The sequence below is a fragment of the Thalassovita litoralis genome (assembly GCF_900182725.1).
Classification (GTDB): domain Bacteria; phylum Pseudomonadota; class Alphaproteobacteria; order Rhodobacterales; family Rhodobacteraceae; genus Thalassobius; species Thalassobius litoralis.
On record NZ_FXTO01000001.1, the window covers coordinates 347,042 to 366,478 of the forward strand.

Here is a 19,437-nt window from a genome sequence, read left to right on the forward strand (position 1 = left end):
TGCCATGCCCCCTGTTTCTGTTCCTTTCTCGGCTTCGGAATATGATCGTCGGCTTGCCCTGACCCGTGCGGAAATGATCCGCCGTGGTTTGGATGTGCTGTTTATCGAAGACCCATCAAACATGTCTTGGCTTACCGGCTACGATGGCTGGTCCTTCTATGTCCACCAAGGCGTGATCGTAACCTTAGAAGGCGATCCCGTTTGGTGGGGCCGCAACATGGACGCCAACGGCGCACGCCGGACATCGTGGCTGCAAGAGGATCACCTGCGCCCCTATGGCGACGAATATGTGCAATCCACCGAACGCCACCCGATGCAGCACCTTTCCGCCCTGCTAAAAGAGCTGGGCTTTGAAAAGGCCCGCATCGGCGTTGAAATGGAAAACTACTATTTCTCGGCCAAGGCCTATATCACCATGTTGGCCGAACTGCCCGATGCACAGATCATGGACGCGACCGCGCTGGTGAACTGGCAACGCGCCGTCAAATCCCCCGAAGAAATCCAATTCATGCGCCGCGCCGCCCGTATTGCGGAAAAAATGGTGGACGGGGCCATTGAACGGGCCGAACCGGGCCTGCGGAAAAACGATCTTGTCGCGGCGATCTATCACGATGCCCTAACCGGCGTGGACGAAGATTGGGGCGATTACCCCGCCATCGTGCCGATGTGCCCGTCGGGTGCCGATGCCTCGGCCCCGCATCTGACATGGGACGGATCGGAACTGTTTCAGGGGCAATGTACCTTCTTTGAACTGGCGGGCGTCTATCGCCGCTATCACACCCCGTTTTGCCGCACCGTATTTTTGGGAACGCCCCCGGATGACATGCTGCGCGCCGAAGGGGCGCTGGTCGAGGGGCTAGAGGCCGGGCTAAACGCCGCCCGCGCCGGGAACCGTGCCTGTGACATCGCCAACGCGCTGGCGGTCCCGCTGGAAAAGGCCGGGATCGAACGTGGCGCACGCTGCGGCTATCCCATCGGCCTGTCTTATCCGCCGGATTGGGGCGAACGCACCATCAGCCTGCGCCCCGAGGATGAAACCATTCTGGAACCCGGCATGACCTTTCACTTCATGCCCGGTCTATGGATGCCGGACTGGGGGCTGGAAATCACCGAATCCATCCTGATCACCGCCGACGGCCCGGCTGAAACCTTCTGCGACCGCCCCCGAAAACTGTTCGTAAAGAAATGACCCTGCTGGAGCGCACCCAACAAATCCTGGCGGACCTGATCGCCTTTCCCACCGTGTCGGCAGACAGCAATCTGGCGATGATCGTGCATATGGCGCAAATCCTGTCCGAAGCCGGGGCGCGGGTGGATTTGTTACATGACGAAACCGGAACCAAAGCGAACCTGTTCGCCACCATCGGCCCGGACCGGGACGGCGGGATTGTCCTGTCCGGCCATTCCGATGTGGTTCCCGTCACCGATCAGGATTGGGCAACCGATCCGTTCAAAATGGTGCAGCGCGACGGCAAACTATACGGGCGCGGCACCTGTGACATGAAAGGCTTCATCGCCTGCGCACTGGCTTTGGCACAGGACTACGCCAACCGCGACCTGATCCGCCCCATCCATTTCGCCTTCACCCATGACGAAGAAGTGGGGTGCCTTGGGGCGCGGGCCTTGGTGCCGGAACTGGCGGCGCGGGGGATTAAACCCGCGATGGCGCTGATCGGGGAACCCACCGAAATGCGCATCATCGAAGGACACAAAGGCTGCTGCGAATACACAGTGGAATTCACCGGCCTGCCCGGCCACGGTTCCGATCCGGCGCGGGGGGTGAATGCGGTAGAATATGCCACGCGCTACGTGTCACGCCTGCTGGACCTGCGCGACACGCTACACCACCGCGCCCCCGCTGGCAGCCGCTTTGAACCACCGTGGACCACCATCAACATCGGGCGGCTGTCCGGTGGAACGGTGCATAATGTCATCGCCTCGCGGGCGGAACTGGATTGGGAAATGCGGCCCGTACAGCAATCGGACATGGATTTCGTCAAGCAGCAGATCACCAGCTATTGCAACGATGTGCTGATCCCGCAAATGCAGGCAGTCCACCCCAATGCAGGCATATCCACCTATGTGGTCGGCGAAGTGGACGGGCTGCACCCCATGCCGGAAAACGAAATCCGCGATCTGGTGGCCGAACTGACCGGAGCCAACGGTGCCGATCTGGTGGCCTTCAGCACCGAAGCCGGGCTGTTTCAGCAATTGGGCCTGTCTGCCGTGGTCTGCGGGCCGGGCAGCATTGAGCAGGCGCATAAGGCAGACGAATATATCGAAATCAGCCAACTTACCGCCTGTCTGGATATGCTGCAACGGTTGGGCGATCGGATAACCCGACATGTCTGACACCCCGCGCGACCGGCTGAACCGCCTGCATCAGGTGTTACGCGAACGCATTTGCCTGCTGGATTATCCCCCCGGCACCCGCCTGTCCGAGGAAGCTTTGGCCGCTGAATTCGGCACATCCCGCACCCCGCTGCGCCGCGCCCTTGCCCGGTTAGAGGACGAAGGGCTGGTTTCTTCAGTCCACGGTGTTGGTACGCTGGTCACGGATGTAGACATCGGCGAAATGACCCGCACCTATGAGTTTCGCCGCGAATTGGCCGGGCTGGTGGGGCGGCTGACCCCTGCGCCGATCACACCCGATATTATCGCGCAGGCCCGCCATTTTGAACAATGCGCAACGCAGCTTCGCCACGCCCCCGATGCCCGCGAATTTGCCCGCCTGAATATGGAGTTTTTCCATTTCGGCACATCGCTGACCGAAAACGAGGCCCTGCGCGATACCTCGGAACGGCTGTATTATAAAACGGCCCGTATCTGGCTGAAATCCATCCCTCGCATGGACCTGTCCGCCGAGGTTGCCATTTTCGCCGATGAAATCCGCGACATCCGCGCGGCATTGGAATCTGGCGACACGATGGGCGCGGCATTGATCCGACAGGCCCATATTTCGATGTGCTTTGCCCGCCTGCACGCGCAGGCTTAACCCATTCAGGGCCGCAGCACACCAAGCCGCGTTTCGGTCAACGATGACACAAACACGCTGCCGTCCTGTGCCGTCACCGCGCCTGTCGTCAACGCATAGGACCCGCTGGGGTCTTGCAGCGTTTCCAGCACCTTACCTTGTGCATCCATCCGCAACACAAACCCATAGCGCGTGGGTGCGGGTTTCATCGAGGCGGGCAAGCGCAATACCGCGCGGCGCAATGCAGGGCTATCCGACAGCTTGTCCATAATCGCATTGCGCGGGCTGACCAGCCCCACCCAGAACGTGCCGTCCGGCCCCTTGTTAATATTGTCCGGGAAACCCGGCAGGTTCGCCAAAATCACCTGCCCCGGCCCGCCATCCGCCGGAAACCGCCAAACCGCATAATCGCCAGTTTCTACGACATAAACCGCCCCATCCGGCCCCACGGCAACCCCGTTGGGAAAACTAAGCCCATCCGCGAAAACCGTGGTCTTCCGTGTGATGGGATCGTATTTCAGCACGCGGCCATTGTCGGAATGTTCGATCAGGTCCAGAACCGAGGCTGGCAACGTGCCGCCGCTGGCTTCGGCCCCGAACCGGGTAGAGGCATCGGTGAAATAAACCATACCATCCACCCCGACATCCACATCATCAGCGTACAGGATCGGCACCCCAGCCGCGTGATCGGCAAGCAAAACCACACCGCCGTCAGGGTCAACAGACACCAAACCGCGATAGGCATCCGCGACATACAGCATTCCGTCAGGGCCAAATTCTATGCCTAGCGGACGCCCCCCTGTTTGGGCAAACACCTGCGCCTTGCCCCCTGATTGGGGCAAACGCATAATTTCACCGTCATGCGTGGCGACGTAAACCATCCCGTCAGGACCGATAGCCACATCTTCGGGGCCGGAACGCCCGGCAAGATCCAGAAATTCCAACCTTTGCAATCGCGCATTCGGGGCAAAAATCCCGGTATATCCGGGGTTTTCCGGGGCGTCCCAGGCTTTGGGTGTTACAGGCACCGGCCAAAGGGCCATATACCCAACACAGACAACCGCAATAATGGCCCAAAGACCCAAGACAGACCGCATAACCACTCCCTCAAATCGGGGTGGCGCATAAAATCAAGAGGCAGCCACCCAAAGACCCGCATCCTTGGCGCGAGCCATACCTTCATCGAGCGACCTTACCGCGCGTTCGATCAGGATATCAACCTCCTCGCGGGAAATCACCAATGGCGGGCTGATAATCATGCGGTCCCCCACATGACGCATGATCAAATCATTGGCAAAACACCGTTCGCGGCACAAATACCCCACCGTTCCCGCATCCGCAGCAAAGGCCGCGCGGCTTTCCTTGTGCGGGGTCAGCGCAATGGACCCCATCATGCCAACGATCTTGGCTTCACCCACCATCGGGTGATCCACCAACGCTTCCCATTTCTGCTTCAGATAGGGGGCAATATCATCGCGGACATAGTCCACGATCTTTTCTTCCTGCATGATGTTGATGTTTTCCAACGCCACCGCAGCAGCCACCGGATGCGCGTTGTAGGTATAGCCGTGGTTGAATTCACAGGCACCGATCACGCTGGCCACTTCGTCGCTCACGATCGACCCACCAATCGGCTGATAGCCCGACGACAAGCCCTTGGCGATGGTCATGATATCCGGGGTCCAGCCCACGGTTTCGCTGCCGAACCAGTTCCCGGTGCGGCCGAAACCACAGATCACCTCGTCCGCGATCAGCAGAATTTCGTATTTATCGCAGATGCGCTTAATTTCCGGCCAATAGGTTTCCGGCGGCACGATCACCCCGCCAGCGCCCTGCACGGGTTCCGCGATAAAGGCGGCTACGTTATCTTCGCCCAGATCGTGAATTGCCTGCTCCAACTGCCGCGCACGTTCCAGACCGAATTCTTCGGGGGACATGTCGCCGCCTTCGGCCCACCAGTTCGGCTGGTCGATATGGTGAATATCCGGGATCGGCAGGCCACCCTGCGCGTGCATCCCACCCATTCCACCCAGACTGGCACCGCCCATCGTGGACCCGTGATAGGCATTTTTACGGCTGATGATGATCCGCTTGGACGGTTTGCCCTTTTCCGCCCAATAGGTGCGCACCATGCGGATATTAGTATCGTTCGCTTCAGACCCGGACCCGGCATAGAACACATGGTTCAGATCCCCCGGCGCCACTTCGGCCAGTTTCTGACTCAGGGCAATCGCAGGCACGTGGGTCGTCATGAAAAACGTGTTGTAATAGGGCAGTTCCGCCATCTGACGCGCGGCCACTTCGGCCAAACGGTCCCGGCCATAGCCGACATTCACGCACCACAACCCGGCCATGCCGTCGATAATCCGGTTGCCTTCGCTGTCGCGAATCCAAACCCCATCGGCGCTGGTGATCACCCGCGCACCTTTGGCCGCCAGTTCGGTCTGGGTCGAAAACGGGTGGATATGATGCGCCGCATCCAGCGCCTGCAACTCTGCCGTGGGCATGTGGTTGGTGATTTTCGTCATCATCGGGCCTCGTCTGTTCGGAAAAGCGAATCCGGCACGATCCCGGCCGATTCGTCACGCCCCTCTCAAAATATGATCAAATTAATCAGTGTCAATCGAATCAGTTTGCAGCCCCCGGCGGGTCTAACATGTCCCGCACCTGCTCCATCCCTTGCAGCATATCCTCGCGGCAGGCACGCGCGGCCCCTTCGGCGTCACCCGTTCGCATGGCGTGCAGCAGATCCTTGTGACGGTCGGGCAAATTCTGGGTTCCAATGCGCCCACAAACCACCCGCAGCGACGGGCCAAAGCGCAGCCACAACCCTTCGGCCATAGCGGCTAGAATGGGGGCTTGTGCCAGCTCATAAATCTTAGCGTGGAAACGGTAGTTATATTCCAGATAGCCCTGCAAATCCCCACGTGCGATTGCCTTGTCCAGCGCATCATCCAAACGGGTCAGTTCCGTCAAATCCGCAGGTTCTGCACGTTCTGTCGCACGCAACCCCAAATGGGACTCAAGCCATTGTCGTGCATAAATAATCTCTGCAATATTTTCGGCGGTCAGTTGCGGCACAATCACCCGGCGGTTGCCCTGAAACTCCAGCGCCCCTTCCGAAGTCAGACGCCGGATTGCCTCGCGCACGGGGGTCATCCCGGCATTCAGCCTGTCGGTCAGGCCTTGAATCGTTACCGGCTGGCCCGGTGCGATCTCTCCGAACAGGATTTGTTCGCGCAGTTTCCGATAGATCGTTTCATGCGCCGGAAGCTGCGCTTTTGCGGCCTCCTTGCCGGTCACTTTTTGGGCGTTTCCGTCCATGCTGCCACTTTTCTCCGCATCTGTGCCAAACCACTCCTTGCGAGTTTAATTGACCCGTGGAAACATTACCATATTGCCTTGACGGGCAATTTTTGATCAAATTTGGATAAACGGGTAAAACAAGCCCGGCATCCAAGGGGAGATATGACATGAAGAAACGCCTGCTGACCATGACGGCCATCGCTGCGCTGTGCGCCGGGGCCGCCACCGCCGAGGAAGTGCGTGTCTACAACTGGTCCGATTACATCGACGAAGAGCTGCTGACCAAATTCGAAGCCGAAACCGGGATCAAGCTGATCTACGACGTGTTCGACAGCAACGAAGTGCTGGAAACCAAAATGCTGGCTGGCAGCTCTGGCTATGACGTGGTGGTGCCAACCGGCACCTTCCTGCAACGCCAAATTACTGCGGGTGCGTTCCAAAAGCTGGACAAAACCAAGCTGTCCAACATGGGTAACATGTGGGACGTGGTTGAAAAGCGGACCGCGAAATACGACCCCGACAACGCCTATTCGATCAACTACATGTGGGGCACCACCGGGATCGGTGTGAACGTCGGCAAGGTCAAAGAAGTGCTGGGCGAAGACGCCCCCATTGATAGCTGGGATCTGGTATTCAAACCGGAAAATATGGAAAAACTGGCGTCCTGCGGCGTGTTCTTCCTGGACGCCCCTGCGGAAATGATCCCCGCGGCGCTGAAATACATCGGCGAAGACCCGGACAGCCACGATCCTGACGTGATTGCCAAGGCCGAACCGATCTATATGGCGATCCGCCCCTATATCCAGAAATTCAACAGCTCGGAATATATCAACGCGCTGGCCAACGGCGACATCTGTGTGGCTGTGGGCTGGTCCGGTGACATCCTGCAATCGCGCGACCGCGCAGCCGAGGCCGATAATGGTGTCGAAATCGCCTATAACGCGCCCAAGGAAGGCGCACAGATGTGGTTTGACCAGATGGCCATTCCGGTCGATGCGCCGAACCCCGATGCCGCGCATAAGTTCCTGAACTTCATCATGGACGCGCAGAACATGGCCGCAGCATCGAACTATGTCTACTACGCCAACGGCAACAAAGCGTCACAGGAATTCCTGGTCGAGGATGTGATCGGCGATCCGGCGATCTACCCCTCGGCGGCAGCGCTGGACAACCTGTTCACCACCACGCCGTACAACGCCAAGGTACAGCGTGTCGTGACCCGCATGTGGACCAAAATCAAATCGGGCACATAAGACCCGAAACCACGATCAGCCCGCGCATGACCTGCGCGGGCTTCTTTATTGACAGGGACAGGTATGGCACAGACAGTATTCGCACCCTGGGAAGACCCGAACGAAAAACCGCTTATCCAGTTCAAGAACGTCACCAAGCGGTTCGGCGACTTCACCGCGATCGACAACCTTTCGCAAGACATCTACACACGCGAATTTTTCGCCCTTTTGGGGCCGTCCGGCTGTGGCAAAACCACGATGATGCGGATGCTTGCCGGATTTGAAAACCCGACCGAGGGGCAAATCCTGATTGCAGGGCAAGACATGGCGCATGTTCCGCCCAACGAACGCGCCGTGAACATGATGTTCCAGTCCTACGCTTTGTTCCCGCATCTGTCTGTCTGGGAAAATATCGCCTTTGGTCTGAAGCGGATGAAAATGCCCACCGACCAGTTGACCAATCGGGTCGAGGAAATGCTGCGCCTGACCCGGCTGACCAAATTCGCCAAGCGCAAACCGCACCAGATTTCCGGCGGGCAACGTCAGCGTGTTGCGCTGGCCCGGTCACTGGCCCGTGCGCCGAAACTGCTGCTGCTGGACGAACCGCTGGGTGCGCTGGACAAAAAGCTACGCGAAGAAACCCAGTTTGAGCTGATGGATATTCAGGAAAAAACCGGCACCACCTTTGTGATCGTCACCCACGATCAGGAAGAAGCGATGACCGTCGCCAGCCGCGTTGCCGTGATGGACGAAGGCCGCATTATGCAGGTCGCCACCCCAGCCAAAATCTACGAAGAACCCAATTCCGTTTATGTCGCGGATTTCATCGGGGACGTGAACATCATTCAGGGCAAGGCCCAGAAAACCAGCGCCGATGGGTATGACATCCATTGGGCCGATGGACATGAACCGTTCCACGCAAAAACCTCTTTGGGACTGGCAGATGGCCAAACCGGGTTCATTGCGATCCGCCCCGAAAAAATCACGGTATCAGCGGACAAACCCGAAGGCGCGATGAACGCCGTCAAAGGGCAGATCGTGGATATTGCTTATTTGGGCAATATGTCGACCTATCACGTCAAAATCCCCGGCGGGCTGGTGATCAAGGCACAGGCCGCCAACACCCGCCGATTGTCACGCCGCGCATTCACATGGGAGGACGAGGTTTGGCTTAGCTGGACGCTGACCGCTGGCTCGGTCCTGAGTGAATAAGATGCGGCGTCTGTTCCTGATCTCTGTCCCTTATCTGTGGCTTCTGGCGCTGTTTGTGGTGCCGTTCCTGATCGTTTTGAAAATCTCATTGTCGGACACGGCACTGGCGATCCCCCCCTATATGCCCACGCTGGGTTTCTCCGAAGGCTGGGCCGGGATCAAACAGTTCTTTGCCGATCTGGATTTTGAAAACTTCGTCTTCCTGACCGAAGACGATCTGTATTGGAAAGCCTACCTGTCCAGCCTGCAAATCGCAGCGATTTCCACATTGCTGACGCTGCTGGTCGGGTATCCCGTTGCCTATGGCATGGCGATGGCCCCGGACGAATGGCGTCCGACGCTGATGATGCTGGTGATCCTGCCATTCTGGACCAGCTTCCTGATCCGGGTCTATTCGTGGATCGGCATCCTGTCACAAGAGGGTTTCCTGAACCAATTCCTGCTGTGGACCGGGCTGATTTCCGAACCCCTGATGATCCTGAACACCAAAATCGCGGTCTATATCGGGATTATCTACACCTACCTGCCCTTCATGATCCTGCCGATCTATGCCGCGCTGGAAAAGCTGGATGGATCACTTCTGGAAGCCGCCGAGGATTTGGGATGTTCCCGCCTGTCCGCCTTCTGGCTGGTCACGATCCCACTGTCCAAAAGCGGTATCATCGCCGGGTCGTTTCTGGTGTTCATCCCCGCGCTGGGGGAATTTGTGATCCCGTCGCTACTGGGTGGATCGGGCACGTTGATGATTGGCAAGGTGCTGTGGGAAGAATTCTTTAGCAACCGGGACTGGCCCGTGGCGTCCGCCGTGGCTGTTGTCCTGCTGCTGATCCTGATTATCCCCATCATCCTGTTCCAACGCAACGAACAGAAAGAGCGGGAGAAAGACCAATGAGACGCTTCACTTGGTTTAATGCCACCGCGCTGACGCTGGGCTTTGCGTTTCTGTACCTGCCGATGCTGATCCTTGTGATCTACAGCTTCAACGCGTCCAAGCTGGTGACGGTCTGGGCTGGGTTCAGTACCAAATGGTATGGAGAGCTGATCAACAATGACGCGTTCCTTGATGCCGCTTGGGTGACGGTTCAGGTGGGGGTCGTCAGTTCCACCTTTGCCACGGTTCTGGGGACGATGGCCGCCTATGTGCTGGTGCGCGTCGGGCGTTTCCCCGGCCGCACGCTGTTTTCCGGCATGATCTATGCCCCGCTGGTCATGCCCGAGGTGATCACCGGCCTGTCCCTGCTGCTGCTGTTCATCGGCATCGGGCTGGACCGTGGGATTTTCACCATCATTCTGGCACATACCACGTTTTCCATGTGCTACGTGTCGGTCGTGGTATCTTCGCGCCTCGTCAGCTTTGACAAATCACTGGAAGAAGCCGCACTGGATCTGGGCTGTTCCCCTTTCACGGCCTTCCGGTTGGTGACGCTGCCCATTATCGCGCCTGCGGTGATTTCGGGCTGGTTGCTGGCCTTTACCCTGTCACTGGATGATCTGGTCATTGCGTCGTTCACCGCTGGCCCATCGGCCACCACCCTGCCGATCAAAATCTTTTCGGCGGTGCGGTTGGGGGTCAGTCCGGAAATCAACGCGCTGTCCACCATCATGATCGGGATCGTTGCGGTTGGGGTTATCACGGCATCCATCGTGTCCAAACGCGCCGCCGTCAAACAACAGCAGGACGAACAGGCAGCAGCCCGCGCAACATGAAACGTATCCTGAACGATTTTGCCTATGGCAGCGGTCCCAATGCCGCCTGCTATTGGGGGCCAACAACCTTGGCCACCGAACAAACCCCTGCGGCCAGCGGCCCTGTGCGCACCCGCATTGCCGTTGTCGGGGCCGGGTTCACTGGCCTGTCTGCGGCCCTGCATCTGGCCGAACAAGGCGAAGATGTCACCGTATTCGACGCCGAAAGCCCCGGTTGGGGGGCATCGGCCCGAAACGGCGGCTTCTGCTGTCTGGGGGGCACCGCCCTGCCCGGCAGCATGATCCGCAAACGCCACGGCGATGATGGGCTGCGCCACTGGCGGCAAACCGAAATCGCCGCGATTGAATTGGTGCGCAATCTGCTGATCCGCCACGGGATCGACGCGGAAACCCATTCACAGGGCGAAACCATTATGGCCCACAGCCCCCGCGCCATGCGATCCCTGCGCCACGAACAGGTGGAAATGGATGCGGACTATGGCTTTGCCACCACCCTGCATGAACCCGAAGACCTGACTGCCCTTGGGATGCGTGGCGCGTATCATGGTGCGCTGACCATGCCGCACGGGTTCGGCGTTAACCCACGTCGCCTGTCCGATGGTCTGGCCCGTGCCGCGCTGTCTGCCGGGGCGCGTATTCATGCCCACAGCCCGGTTTTGTCGGTGACGCGCAGCGGTAACGGGTATCACCTGACCACACCCAAGGCGCAGATCACTGCGGATCGCGTGATTTTCGCCACCAATGGCTATTCTTCCGAGGACGTGCCGGATTGGATGCGCGCCCGGTTCATGCCGCTGCAATCCAACGTCATCGTCACCCGCCCGCTGACCGATCAGGAAATCGCTGACGGGTGGAGCAGCGACCAGATGGCCTATACTCATCAAACGCTGTTGCACTATTTTCGGCTGATGCCGAACGGCCAATTCCTGTTCGGAATGCGCGGCGGGCTGATGTCCGGGCCGGGGGCTTTTGCCAGCCTGCAAAAACGTATCCGCAAACAGTTTGAGCGCGCCTTTCCGTTCTGGAAACATGTGGAAACACCCCATAGCTGGAACGGTGCGCTGGCCTTTAACGCCAAATTGGCCCCCTACGTCGGGCCTGTGCCGGAAATGCCGGGGGCTTTCACCGGGTTTGCCTATCACGGCAACGGCGTGGCGATGGGAACACATGCAGGGGCGGTGCTGGCGCGTCTGGTGCTGGATCAGGACGCCGGGCCGCATTACCCGGCCCTGATGCAAAGCACACCCAAACGGTTCCCGCTGGGCCGCTATCGCCGTTTGCTGATGACACCGGCCTATATCGCCGCCGCCATCAGCGGGCAGTAAACAGTCACCCCTGCGGGGTCATCCCCGACCGGGCCTTGGACCGTTTCAGTCCCAAACGGCTTTCGCGCCAGATGATCAGCACCCCCGCCAAAATCACAATGGCCGACCCCAGCAACATCCGCCCTGTTGGCACTTCGGAAAACACGAAATAGCCGATCAAAATGGCAAAAATCATCGAAGCATAATCGAATGGTGCCACCACAGACGCCCCGGCAAACCGATAGGCCGAAGTCAGGAAAATCTGCCCCGCACCGCCCAATAACCCAGCCGCGACCAGCAACAGCGCCTCTTGCCCGTTCGGCACCACCCAGCCAAACGGCAGCGTCAGCAGCGAAAGCAAGGTCGAGGTCAGCGAAAAATAAAACACGATGGCCGAGGTCTGTTCGGTCTGTACCAGCTTGCGCACATAAATCTGCGCCAGCGCCGCACAAACCGCCCCCATCAGCACCAGAATGGCCCCCACGGCCTCGGTTGTTTGGACGGTTTCACCGGATAGCACCGTCAGGCGCGGGGCCAGAATGATCAGCACCCCCATCAGCCCCAGCGCAACAGATGACAGGCGGAACACCCCCACCTGTTCGCCCAGAAACATCGCCGCAAAAATCACCACCAGCAGCGGCGCGGCATAGCCGATCGCCGTCACCTCGGGCAGGGGCAGCAAGCCAAGACCGGCAAACATCAACCCCATGGCCCCGGTTCCCACGAACCCGCGCCAGAAATGCGACAGGCGCGATTCCACCTTTAGCCCGGTCGACAGATCACCGCGTAATGCCAGCCATGTGAAAATCACGGGGATTGCAAACAAAGACCGGAAAAACACCGCCTGCCCCGGCGGGACATGCGGGGCCGTGGCCTTGATCAGCGATGACATGATGATGAACAACAGCACTGAACACAGTTTCAGTGCAATCCCTTTGACCGGCTGCATTGGGTTTCCTTTCGCGCGTGACCGGATGCTGCGCTGCCCCGCCGCCAAGGTCAATCCGGCCATTCCCCTTGATCTTGGGAAAATCCATGCCAAAACGGACTGGCCGCTTTGCAGGCCATGCAACCCGGACAAAACCGCACCACCAGATCAGACCGAAAGGGCCGCCCATGTATCCGACGAACTATCTTGTCAGCCGCCTGTCCCATGCCGCCGATTCCACCCCGGACAAGGTATTTGCCACGCGCCCCGGCCTGTCAGATGTGACCTATGCGCAATTGTTTGCAGGGGCGCAGCAGATTGCCCAGAAACTTCTGTCATCTGGCCTACAACCCGGCGACCGCGTTGCCGTTCAGGTGGAAAAAACGCTGGAGGCCGTTCAGCTTTATCTTGGCACCGTGCTGGCGGGCGGGATTTTCCTGCCGCTGAACACCGCCTACACCGGGGCCGAGGTGGGCTATTTCCTGTCAGATGCTACCCCGCGCGTTCTGGTCTGCGATCCGACCCGCCACGCCGAACTGACCCCGCTGGCAGGCAACGCCACCGTGTTCACGCTGGACAAGAACGGCGCGGGTTCGCTGACCGATGACCTACCCCCGCTGGACCCCGCATTCCAGCCTGTCACGCGCGGCGCCGATGATCTGGCCGCGATCCTATACACCTCGGGAACGACGGGCCGATCCAAGGGCGCGATGCTGTCGCATAAAAACCTTGCCTCCAACTCGGAAAGCCTGCGTGATCTGTGGCGCTTTACGGCAGATGACGTGCTGATCCATGCCTTGCCCATCTTCCACACCCACGGCCTGTTCGTGGCCACCAATGTTTCGCTGCTGGCCGGTGGATCGGTGGTGTTCCTGCCGAAATTCGACGCACAGGCCATTCTGGACGCCATGCCCGCCGCCACCGCGCTGATGGGGGTTCCCACGTTCTATACCCGCCTGCTGGACGACCCGCGCCTGACGCTGGAACAGGCGAAAAACATGCGCCTGTTCATTTCCGGTTCCGCCCCCCTGCTGGTGGATACGCATGAAAAATGGGAACAGCGCACCGGCCACCGCATTCTGGAACGGTACGGGATGACAGAAACCAACATGTCCACGTCAAACCCCTATGACGGCGAACGCCGCGCTGGCACCGTGGGTTTCCCACTACCCGGCGTGGAACTGCGCATCATGGACGATGGTGCCAAAGTGGCACAGGGCGACATCGGCGTGATCGAAGTGCGCGGCGACAACGTGTTTCAGGGCTATTGGCAAATGCCAGAAAAAACCGCCGAGGAACTGCGCCCCGATGGCTGGTTCATCACCGGCGATCTGGCCACCCGCGACGCCGATGGCTATGTCACCATCGTTGGCCGCGCCAAGGATCTGATCATCACCGGCGGGTTCAACGTCTACCCCAAAGAGCTGGAATCGCTGATTGACGACATCCCCGGCGTGTTGGAAAGCGCCGTCATCGGCGTGCCGCACAAAGATTTCGGTGAAGCCGTCGTTGCCGTCGTAGTCCCCGAAACGCCCGATCTGACATTGGACCAGATCGAAGCCATCACCACGACCCAGTTGGCGAAATTCAAGCAACCGAAACAGATCATCCTGTTGCCCGAACTGCCCCGCAACACGATGGGCAAAGTCCAGAAAAAAGCCCTGCGCGAAGAATACGCCACCCTGTTCGCCTGATCGCTCACGCGTATGTGACGGCCCGCGCCCGGCGTGACGCCGGGTGATAAGCTAATCCTTGCCACCCTTCCTATGGGTCATCGGCAACCCCATGCCGATCCCTTTGGCCTGCCTTGTTTCCGGCAACGGAACTCCAATCTTTTGCGTTGGAATAACAACGGGGCGCATATCGCGACCCCGGAGGCAGAAAGAAAGGAAACAATATGTCCATCAAAACCCTGATGCTGGGAACCCTTGGTGCAACACTGATCGCCGCCCCCGTGCTGGCTGGTTCCCCCACACCGGCAGCCGTTGAACCCGCCGTTCAGGTTCCCGTAGCAGTACCGCTGACCGGCGACTGGACCGGCGGCTATGTCGGTGGCCAGATCGGTTTCGGCAAGGTTGACGGCGACATCTCGGGCGACGATGTGATCGGCGGCCTGACGATGGGCTATGACTATGATTTCGGGCAGTGGGTGCTGGGTGCCGGTCTGGACTATGACTGGGCCAATATCGACGCTGGCGGCAACACGCTGGAAAATGTCGCCCGCCTGAAGCTGCGCGCAGGCTATGATATGGGTCCGGGCCTGATCTATGCCACCGCTGGGGCCGCCCGCGCGGATATCGACACGCTGGGCAGCGACGACGGCTATTTTGCCGGTATCGGTTATGAACACATGGTATCTGGCAACATGTCGATTGGCGGCGAAGTGCTGTATCACGACTTCGGCGATTTCAACGGATCGGGCATCAATGTGGATGCAACAACGGCACAGGTCCGCGCGACCTTCCGCTTCTGATCTCAAGCCTTGGAAGCGCCCTATCACTGGGGCGCTTCCCTTTCATCCGGCGCACGCTTTCTTGAAAAGAAAGCGGTCCGAAATCTTTTCAAGATTTCGGCACCCTACATATCCGGCAGGTCCAATGCGGATAGGAATTTCCCAGCATCCAGCCGAAAATCGTTATAGATCACTTCGCCTTCGGGGCTGATCACAATGAACCACGGCGTCCCCGCCGTATGATAATCCGCCATCACCGTCGGCTGATCCTCCCCATCCGGCACAGGATCGTACCCGAACGGAATGTTCAGCCGATACATGGCCTGATTTTTCGCGGTTTGATCGCCAACATCCTTTTTGGCGCTGGACCGGAACGCCGTCTGGATTGCGGCAAATCCCGCGCCTTGCCCGACCAGCCGATCCACCAGCACCCGCAACGTGGGAAACCCGCGACTGTGACACCCCGGACACCAGTCCTGAAAACAAAACAGGATTCTCATCCCGTCGCCCAGATCATTCAGGCGCAACGGTGAAACCGGCCCGCCATCCGCACCGATCCAGACAGGCACCCGCAATTCGGGGGCCTGTTCGTGGTTGATCCCGATTTTCATCCGCGTTTCGGCAGCACCCAATCCGGGCGCGGGAAATGGCAGGTATAGCCGTTGGGCAGCCGTTGCAGATAATCCTGATGTTCCGGCTCGGCCTGCCAGAAATCGCCCACGGGTTCGATCTCTGTCACCACTTTGCCGGGCCACAGCCCTGACGCCTCGACATCCTTGATCGTATCCAGTGCGCAGTCTTTTTGCGCCGCATCCACGTAATAGATCGCACTGCGATAGCTCATCCCCAGATCGTTGCCCTGCCGGTTCACCGTGGTCGGATCATGGATTTGAAAGAAAAACTCCAGCAGCGCCCGATAACTTGTCTTGGCGGGATCAAACCAAATCTCGATCCCTTCGGCATGGGTGCCGTGGTTGCGATAGGTCGCATTGGGAACATCCCCGCCAGTATAGCCCACCCGTGTGCGCAAAACACCGGGCAGCTGCCGGATCAATTCCTGCATCCCCCAGAAACAGCCTCCCGCCAGAACCGCGCGTTCTTCGGTCATCATAGGTCCTCCACCTGATTCAGATAGTCGCCATAGCCTTCGGCCTCCATGTCGTCACGATGGACAAACCGCAAACTGGCCGAATTGATGCAATACCGCAGCCCACCCCGATCCAGCGGCCCATCCGGGAACACATGGCCCAAATGGCTGTCCCCAAAGGTGCTGCGCACCTCGACACGCACCATGCCGTGACTCAGGTCGCGTTTTTCGGCAACATGCGCGGGCTCGATTGGCTTCGTAAAACTGGGCCAACCACAGCCCGATTCATATTTATCGGACGAGGCAAACAACGGCTCGCCGCTGACCACATCCACATAAATCCCCGGCTCCTTGTTATACAACAATTGCCCGCTTCCGGGGCGTTCAGTCCCGTTTTCCTGCGTCACCCAATGCTGTTCGGGCGTCAACGCAGCAATCACATCCGGGTTGCGCTCATATTTCGGCATGGCGTTCCTCTTTCCTGTTCTGCGCTATTAAATGCGCTTTTATGCGCCCAAGGAAAGGGGGAACGCCTCACCTTTGCGTGGCAGACAACTGCCCCACGGCCCAACGCGCCGCGTCGGCCACGGTGACATCCTCGTCCTCGCACAAACCTTGCGCGATGGCCAAAAGCGCCACATCGCCACTGTTTCCAATCGCGTACAACACGTTGCGCACGAATCTGTTGCGCCCAATCCGCTTGATCGGTGATCCACTGAAAAACGCCCGGAACCCTGCATCGTCCAGCACGGCCAATTCGGCCAGTTTCGGGGCCACCAGTTCCGGGCGCGCATGATACCGGATTTCCCGCGCCTCGACCGCGAATTTGTTCCACGGGCAGGCCGCCAGACAATCGTCGCAGCCATAAATCCGGTTGCCCAGCAACCCGCGCAATTCCACATCAACCGGGCCATGATGCTCGATCGTCAAATAGGAAATGCACCGCCGCGCATCCAATTGATACGGCGCGGGAAAGGCCGCAGTCGGACAAGCCACCTGACAGGCCGTACATGATCCGCAATGGTCCCGTTCAGTCGCATCCACCGGCAAGTCCAGCGTTGTGAACACCGATCCGATGAAAAACCAGCTTCCCAATTCCCGGCTGACCAGATTGGTATGCTTCCCCTGCCATCCCAGCCCTGCCGCCTGCCCCAGCGGTTTTTCAGCCACCGGCGCGGTATCCACGAACACCTTTACCTCGCCGCCACCTTCGGCAATCAGCCATCGCGCCAGACGTTTCAGCCGCTTTTTCACCAGATCATGATAATCGCGGTTCTGCGCATAAACCGAAATCGCCCCGCAGTCGGGTTGCCCCAAAACCGCCAGCGGATCATGTGCCGGTGTATAGCTTTCGCCCAGCATGATCACCGAGCGCGCCTCGGGCCACAACGCCGCGGGGTTCCCCCGCCAGCCTGCGCGCTCTTCCATCCAACGCATCTGCCCGTGCCGCCCGGCATCCAAAAACGCCGTCAACCGATCCGGCACCTGCCCGATTGCATCCGGCGCACAAATCCGACAGGCATCGAACCCCTCGGCCCGTGCCTGTGCCAGCAGCTTATCCTTCAGCGCCTGTTCCATTTCATCTTGCCCAAAATACTCTGGGGGAGTCGCGCAGCGACGGGGGCAACGCCCCCCATATCCGCTGCCGATCAGAAATCCAGATCAGCATAATGCGGCGGCTGCGGAAAGCCGGGGATTTGATCCGCCAGAATAGACCGGAACGCCGGGCGGGATTTGATTTTCGCGTACCAGTCTTTCACCACCTCGGACCGGTTCCAATCCACATCGCTGATATAATCCAGCGCGGACAGATGTGCAGCAGCAGCGAAATCCGCCAGCGTCATCACATCCCCGGCCAGCCAGCGCCGCTGATCCAGCAGCCATGCCATGTAGTCCAGATGGTATTTGATCGCCCGCGCCCCGGCCTTCACATTACCGCTGTCGGGGAAACCGCGCCCCATCACCTTTTTGTTGACCCGCTCATACAATAGCTTCGAGGTCACTTCGCTGTGGAACTTGTCATCGAACCAACTGACCAGCCGCCGCACCTCGTACCGCCCTTCGGGATCGCGTGGCATCAGGGACGGTTCGGGATAAATCTCTTCCAGATATTCGCAAATTGCGGCGCTTTCGGTCAGCAGTTTGCCGTCAATCCGCAGAACCGGCACCTTGCCCGCCGGATTGCGTCGCAGGAATTCGGGATCTTGTTCCCAATACCGTTCTTCTTCCAGCTTCACCTCGATCCGCTTCTCGGCCAGACTCAGCCGAACCTTGCGGCAAAAAGGGGATAACGGGAAATGATAGAGTTGCGCCATGATGCCAGACTGCTCGGGTTTATTGGGGGTTTCCCCCTGAATGCCTGCTTAGAAGCGGATTTTCAATCCTCGAAACAGGCTGACCGCCCATCCGCGCCAATCGTTGCCGCCCCGTCCATGATGGCTGCTGTCCGCCGCCGCATCAATTCATTGGGGCGCGACGCTGACCGGACCTTGGGCGATGGCAGCACAGCCGCCAAGCGGGCCGCCTGTAATGCGCTCAACTCCTCGGGGCCGACATCGAAATAATGCCGTGCTGCGGCCTCTACTCCGAACACGCCATCATCGAATTCGGCCACGTTCAGGTAAACTTCCAGTATCCGCTCTTTGGACCAGACCAGTTCAACCATCGGCGTCATCATCGCTTCCAGCGCCTTACGCAGCCAACTGCGGCCATGCCACAGGAACACGTTTTTCACGACCTGCTGCGTCAGGGTCGATGCGCCCCGGTTCGCCCCGGATTCGATGGCTGCACGAATCGCGGCAATGTCAAACCCACCATGACGGCAAAAATTCGCATCCTCTGCCGCGACAACAGACCGTTTCATGACCGGGACAATGCCGGACATCGGCACCCATTGCTGATCCACTTCGCCCAGACGCGCGCGTTCACGCCAGATGTAAAAGGTGCTGGGCGGGTTCAATATGGAATACACCACGACCCACAGAAACATTGCCACCAGCATCATCAAAAACCCCCGCGCCAACCACCGCAGCAGGCGCAGGGCCGGGCGTACCGGCAGCACCTCGCGCGGGGGGGATGCCGGTTTCTTTTCCGCTTTTTTCGCGGGGGCCTTTCGGGCCGGGGGGGATTTCTTTTTCTGCGCCACGGATCAGCTATAGGCCCGCCATGCGCTTCGGAAAACCCCTAACCATACGCCTCTCTCTGCTGCGAAAAAGAAAAGGCACCCGCGAAGGTG

Annotated in this window: 20 protein-coding genes; 10 read left to right on the forward strand and 10 right to left on the reverse strand. The window is 59.2% G+C overall.

The window, feature by feature from the left end; all coding sequences use genetic code 11:
• Positions 1-4: 4 nt before the first annotated feature.
• Genes FN828_RS01695 through FN828_RS01705 form a run of 3 tightly spaced genes read left to right on the forward strand, consistent with a single transcriptional unit; the run spans position 5 to position 2,995 of the window.
• Positions 5-1,189, forward strand: a complete 1,185-nt coding sequence (locus tag FN828_RS01695) for a M24 family metallopeptidase (RefSeq protein ID WP_142491646.1) — start codon at positions 5-7, stop codon at positions 1,187-1,189.
• Positions 1,186-2,352, forward strand: coding sequence for an acetylornithine deacetylase (gene argE, locus FN828_RS01700; protein ID WP_185958903.1), 1,167 nt, complete (start codon positions 1,186-1,188; stop codon positions 2,350-2,352). The genes FN828_RS01695 and argE overlap by 4 nt, the downstream gene beginning before the upstream one ends.
• Complete coding sequence (locus FN828_RS01705) at positions 2,345-2,995, forward strand: GntR family transcriptional regulator (protein WP_142491647.1); 651 nt, start codon at positions 2,345-2,347, stop codon at positions 2,993-2,995. The genes argE and FN828_RS01705 overlap by 8 nt, the downstream gene beginning before the upstream one ends.
• 5 nt (positions 2,996-3,000) lie before the next feature.
• Here FN828_RS01705 and FN828_RS01710 read toward each other — a convergent pair whose 3' ends face one another.
• From FN828_RS01710 to FN828_RS01720, 3 genes are all read right to left on the reverse strand, one after another.
• Complete coding sequence (locus FN828_RS01710; protein ID WP_142491648.1) at positions 3,001-4,071, reverse strand: SMP-30/gluconolactonase/LRE family protein; 1,071 nt, start codon at positions 4,069-4,071, stop codon at positions 3,001-3,003.
• A gap of 33 nt (positions 4,072-4,104) precedes the next feature.
• Positions 4,105-5,502 (reverse strand): aspartate aminotransferase family protein, encoded by a 1,398-nt coding sequence (locus FN828_RS01715; RefSeq protein ID WP_142491772.1) that lies wholly within the window; start codon positions 5,500-5,502, stop codon positions 4,105-4,107.
• A 100-nt stretch (positions 5,503-5,602) separates the two neighbouring features.
• The gene (locus FN828_RS01720; RefSeq protein WP_142491649.1) at positions 5,603-6,298 is read right to left on the reverse strand and encodes a GntR family transcriptional regulator; all 696 of its coding nucleotides are present in this window, start codon (positions 6,296-6,298) and stop codon (positions 5,603-5,605) included.
• Between the two features lie 149 nt (positions 6,299-6,447).
• Between FN828_RS01720 and FN828_RS01725 the strand changes: the two genes are divergently transcribed.
• The 5 genes from FN828_RS01725 (at position 6,448) to FN828_RS01745 (ending at position 11,756) form a co-directional block, all read left to right on the forward strand.
• Entirely contained in the window at positions 6,448-7,533 is a 1,086-nt protein-coding gene (locus tag FN828_RS01725) for a polyamine ABC transporter substrate-binding protein (RefSeq protein WP_142491650.1), read from the forward strand.
• Positions 7,534-7,596: 63 nt separating this feature from the next.
• Positions 7,597-8,724 (forward strand): ABC transporter ATP-binding protein, encoded by a 1,128-nt coding sequence (locus FN828_RS01730; RefSeq protein ID WP_142491651.1) that lies wholly within the window; start codon positions 7,597-7,599, stop codon positions 8,722-8,724.
• Between the two features lies 1 nt (position 8,725).
• Positions 8,726-9,616 (forward strand): ABC transporter permease subunit, encoded by an 891-nt coding sequence (locus FN828_RS01735; RefSeq protein WP_142491652.1) that lies wholly within the window; start codon positions 8,726-8,728, stop codon positions 9,614-9,616.
• Positions 9,613-10,431, forward strand: coding sequence for an ABC transporter permease (locus FN828_RS01740; protein WP_142491653.1), 819 nt, complete (start codon positions 9,613-9,615; stop codon positions 10,429-10,431). Before FN828_RS01735 ends, FN828_RS01740 begins: the two co-directional genes overlap by 4 nt.
• Positions 10,428-11,756 (forward strand): NAD(P)/FAD-dependent oxidoreductase, encoded by a 1,329-nt coding sequence (locus FN828_RS01745; protein WP_142491654.1) that lies wholly within the window; start codon positions 10,428-10,430, stop codon positions 11,754-11,756. The genes FN828_RS01740 and FN828_RS01745 overlap by 4 nt, the downstream gene beginning before the upstream one ends.
• A gap of 4 nt (positions 11,757-11,760) precedes the next feature.
• On the opposite strand, the gene FN828_RS01750 is transcribed toward FN828_RS01745, so the two are convergent.
• Positions 11,761-12,684: a DMT family transporter gene (locus tag FN828_RS01750; protein WP_142491773.1), complete on the reverse strand. Its 924-nt coding sequence runs from the start codon at positions 12,682-12,684 to the stop codon at positions 11,761-11,763.
• A gap of 167 nt (positions 12,685-12,851) precedes the next feature.
• On the opposite strand from FN828_RS01750, the gene FN828_RS01755 reads away from it, so the two are divergent.
• Positions 12,852-14,357, forward strand: coding sequence for a malonate--CoA ligase (locus FN828_RS01755; RefSeq protein ID WP_142491655.1), 1,506 nt, complete (start codon positions 12,852-12,854; stop codon positions 14,355-14,357).
• 209 nt (positions 14,358-14,566) lie between these two features.
• Positions 14,567-15,136 carry an outer membrane protein gene (locus FN828_RS01760; protein ID WP_235891374.1) on the forward strand — a complete coding sequence of 190 codons (570 nt, stop codon included), beginning with the start codon at positions 14,567-14,569 and terminating at the stop codon, positions 15,134-15,136.
• Positions 15,137-15,240: 104 nt separating this feature from the next.
• Here the strand turns inward: FN828_RS01760 and FN828_RS01765 are convergent, their stop codons facing one another.
• The 6 genes from FN828_RS01765 to mtgA form a co-directional block, all read right to left on the reverse strand.
• Entirely contained in the window at positions 15,241-15,726 is a 486-nt protein-coding gene (locus tag FN828_RS01765; protein ID WP_142491656.1) for a peroxiredoxin family protein, read from the reverse strand.
• Entirely contained in the window at positions 15,723-16,226 is a 504-nt protein-coding gene (msrA, locus tag FN828_RS01770; protein WP_408033788.1) for a peptide-methionine (S)-S-oxide reductase MsrA, read from the reverse strand. Before msrA ends, FN828_RS01765 begins: the two co-directional genes overlap by 4 nt.
• The gene (gene msrB, locus FN828_RS01775) at positions 16,223-16,669 is read right to left on the reverse strand and encodes a peptide-methionine (R)-S-oxide reductase MsrB (protein WP_142491658.1); all 447 of its coding nucleotides are present in this window, start codon (positions 16,667-16,669) and stop codon (positions 16,223-16,225) included. Before msrB ends, msrA begins: the two co-directional genes overlap by 4 nt.
• Positions 16,670-16,736: 67 nt before the next feature.
• Positions 16,737-17,780, reverse strand: a complete 1,044-nt coding sequence (queG, locus tag FN828_RS01780) for a tRNA epoxyqueuosine(34) reductase QueG (protein ID WP_142491659.1) — start codon at positions 17,778-17,780, stop codon at positions 16,737-16,739.
• A gap of 71 nt (positions 17,781-17,851) precedes the next feature.
• The gene (gene fzlA / locus FN828_RS01785; protein WP_142491660.1) at positions 17,852-18,517 is read right to left on the reverse strand and encodes an FtsZ-binding protein FzlA; all 666 of its coding nucleotides are present in this window, start codon (positions 18,515-18,517) and stop codon (positions 17,852-17,854) included.
• Positions 18,518-18,579: 62 nt separating this feature from the next.
• On the reverse strand, positions 18,580-19,347 hold the full coding sequence (gene mtgA, locus FN828_RS01790; RefSeq protein ID WP_142491661.1) for a monofunctional biosynthetic peptidoglycan transglycosylase: 768 nt from the start codon (positions 19,345-19,347) through the stop codon (positions 18,580-18,582).
• Positions 19,348-19,437 lie beyond the last annotated feature (90 nt).

Excerpts from the sequence above, each read along its gene's own strand:
- FN828_RS01755 (WP_142491655.1), top strand. The coding sequence starts at position 12,852 with ATGTATCCGACGAACTATCTTGTCAGCCGCCTGTCCCATGCCGCCGAT.
- FN828_RS01750 (WP_142491773.1), bottom strand. The coding sequence starts at position 12,684 with ATGCAGCCGGTCAAAGGGATTGCACTGAAACTGTGTTCAGTGCTGTTG.
- FN828_RS01695 (WP_142491646.1), top strand. The coding sequence starts at position 5 with ATGCCCCCTGTTTCTGTTCCTTTCTCGGCTTCGGAATATGATCGTCGG.
- FN828_RS01735 (WP_142491652.1), top strand. The coding sequence starts at position 8,726 with ATGCGGCGTCTGTTCCTGATCTCTGTCCCTTATCTGTGGCTTCTGGCG.
- FN828_RS01715 (WP_142491772.1), bottom strand. The coding sequence starts at position 5,502 with ATGACGAAAATCACCAACCACATGCCCACGGCAGAGTTGCAGGCGCTG.
- FN828_RS01710 (WP_142491648.1), bottom strand. The coding sequence starts at position 4,071 with ATGCGGTCTGTCTTGGGTCTTTGGGCCATTATTGCGGTTGTCTGTGTT.
- FN828_RS01765 (WP_142491656.1), bottom strand. The coding sequence starts at position 15,726 with ATGAAAATCGGGATCAACCACGAACAGGCCCCCGAATTGCGGGTGCCT.
- FN828_RS01730 (WP_142491651.1), top strand. The coding sequence starts at position 7,597 with ATGGCACAGACAGTATTCGCACCCTGGGAAGACCCGAACGAAAAACCG.
- FN828_RS01725 (WP_142491650.1), top strand. The coding sequence starts at position 6,448 with ATGAAGAAACGCCTGCTGACCATGACGGCCATCGCTGCGCTGTGCGCC.
- msrA (WP_408033788.1), bottom strand. The coding sequence starts at position 16,226 with ATGATGACCGAAGAACGCGCGGTTCTGGCGGGAGGCTGTTTCTGGGGG.
- fzlA (WP_142491660.1), bottom strand. The coding sequence starts at position 18,517 with ATGGCGCAACTCTATCATTTCCCGTTATCCCCTTTTTGCCGCAAGGTT.
- FN828_RS01705 (WP_142491647.1), top strand. The coding sequence starts at position 2,345 with ATGTCTGACACCCCGCGCGACCGGCTGAACCGCCTGCATCAGGTGTTA.
- FN828_RS01720 (WP_142491649.1), bottom strand. The coding sequence starts at position 6,298 with ATGGACGGAAACGCCCAAAAAGTGACCGGCAAGGAGGCCGCAAAAGCG.
- queG (WP_142491659.1), bottom strand. The coding sequence starts at position 17,780 with ATGGAACAGGCGCTGAAGGATAAGCTGCTGGCACAGGCACGGGCCGAG.
- FN828_RS01745 (WP_142491654.1), top strand. The coding sequence starts at position 10,428 with ATGAAACGTATCCTGAACGATTTTGCCTATGGCAGCGGTCCCAATGCC.
- FN828_RS01740 (WP_142491653.1), top strand. The coding sequence starts at position 9,613 with ATGAGACGCTTCACTTGGTTTAATGCCACCGCGCTGACGCTGGGCTTT.
- argE (WP_185958903.1), top strand. The coding sequence starts at position 1,186 with ATGACCCTGCTGGAGCGCACCCAACAAATCCTGGCGGACCTGATCGCC.
- msrB (WP_142491658.1), bottom strand. The coding sequence starts at position 16,669 with ATGCCGAAATATGAGCGCAACCCGGATGTGATTGCTGCGTTGACGCCC.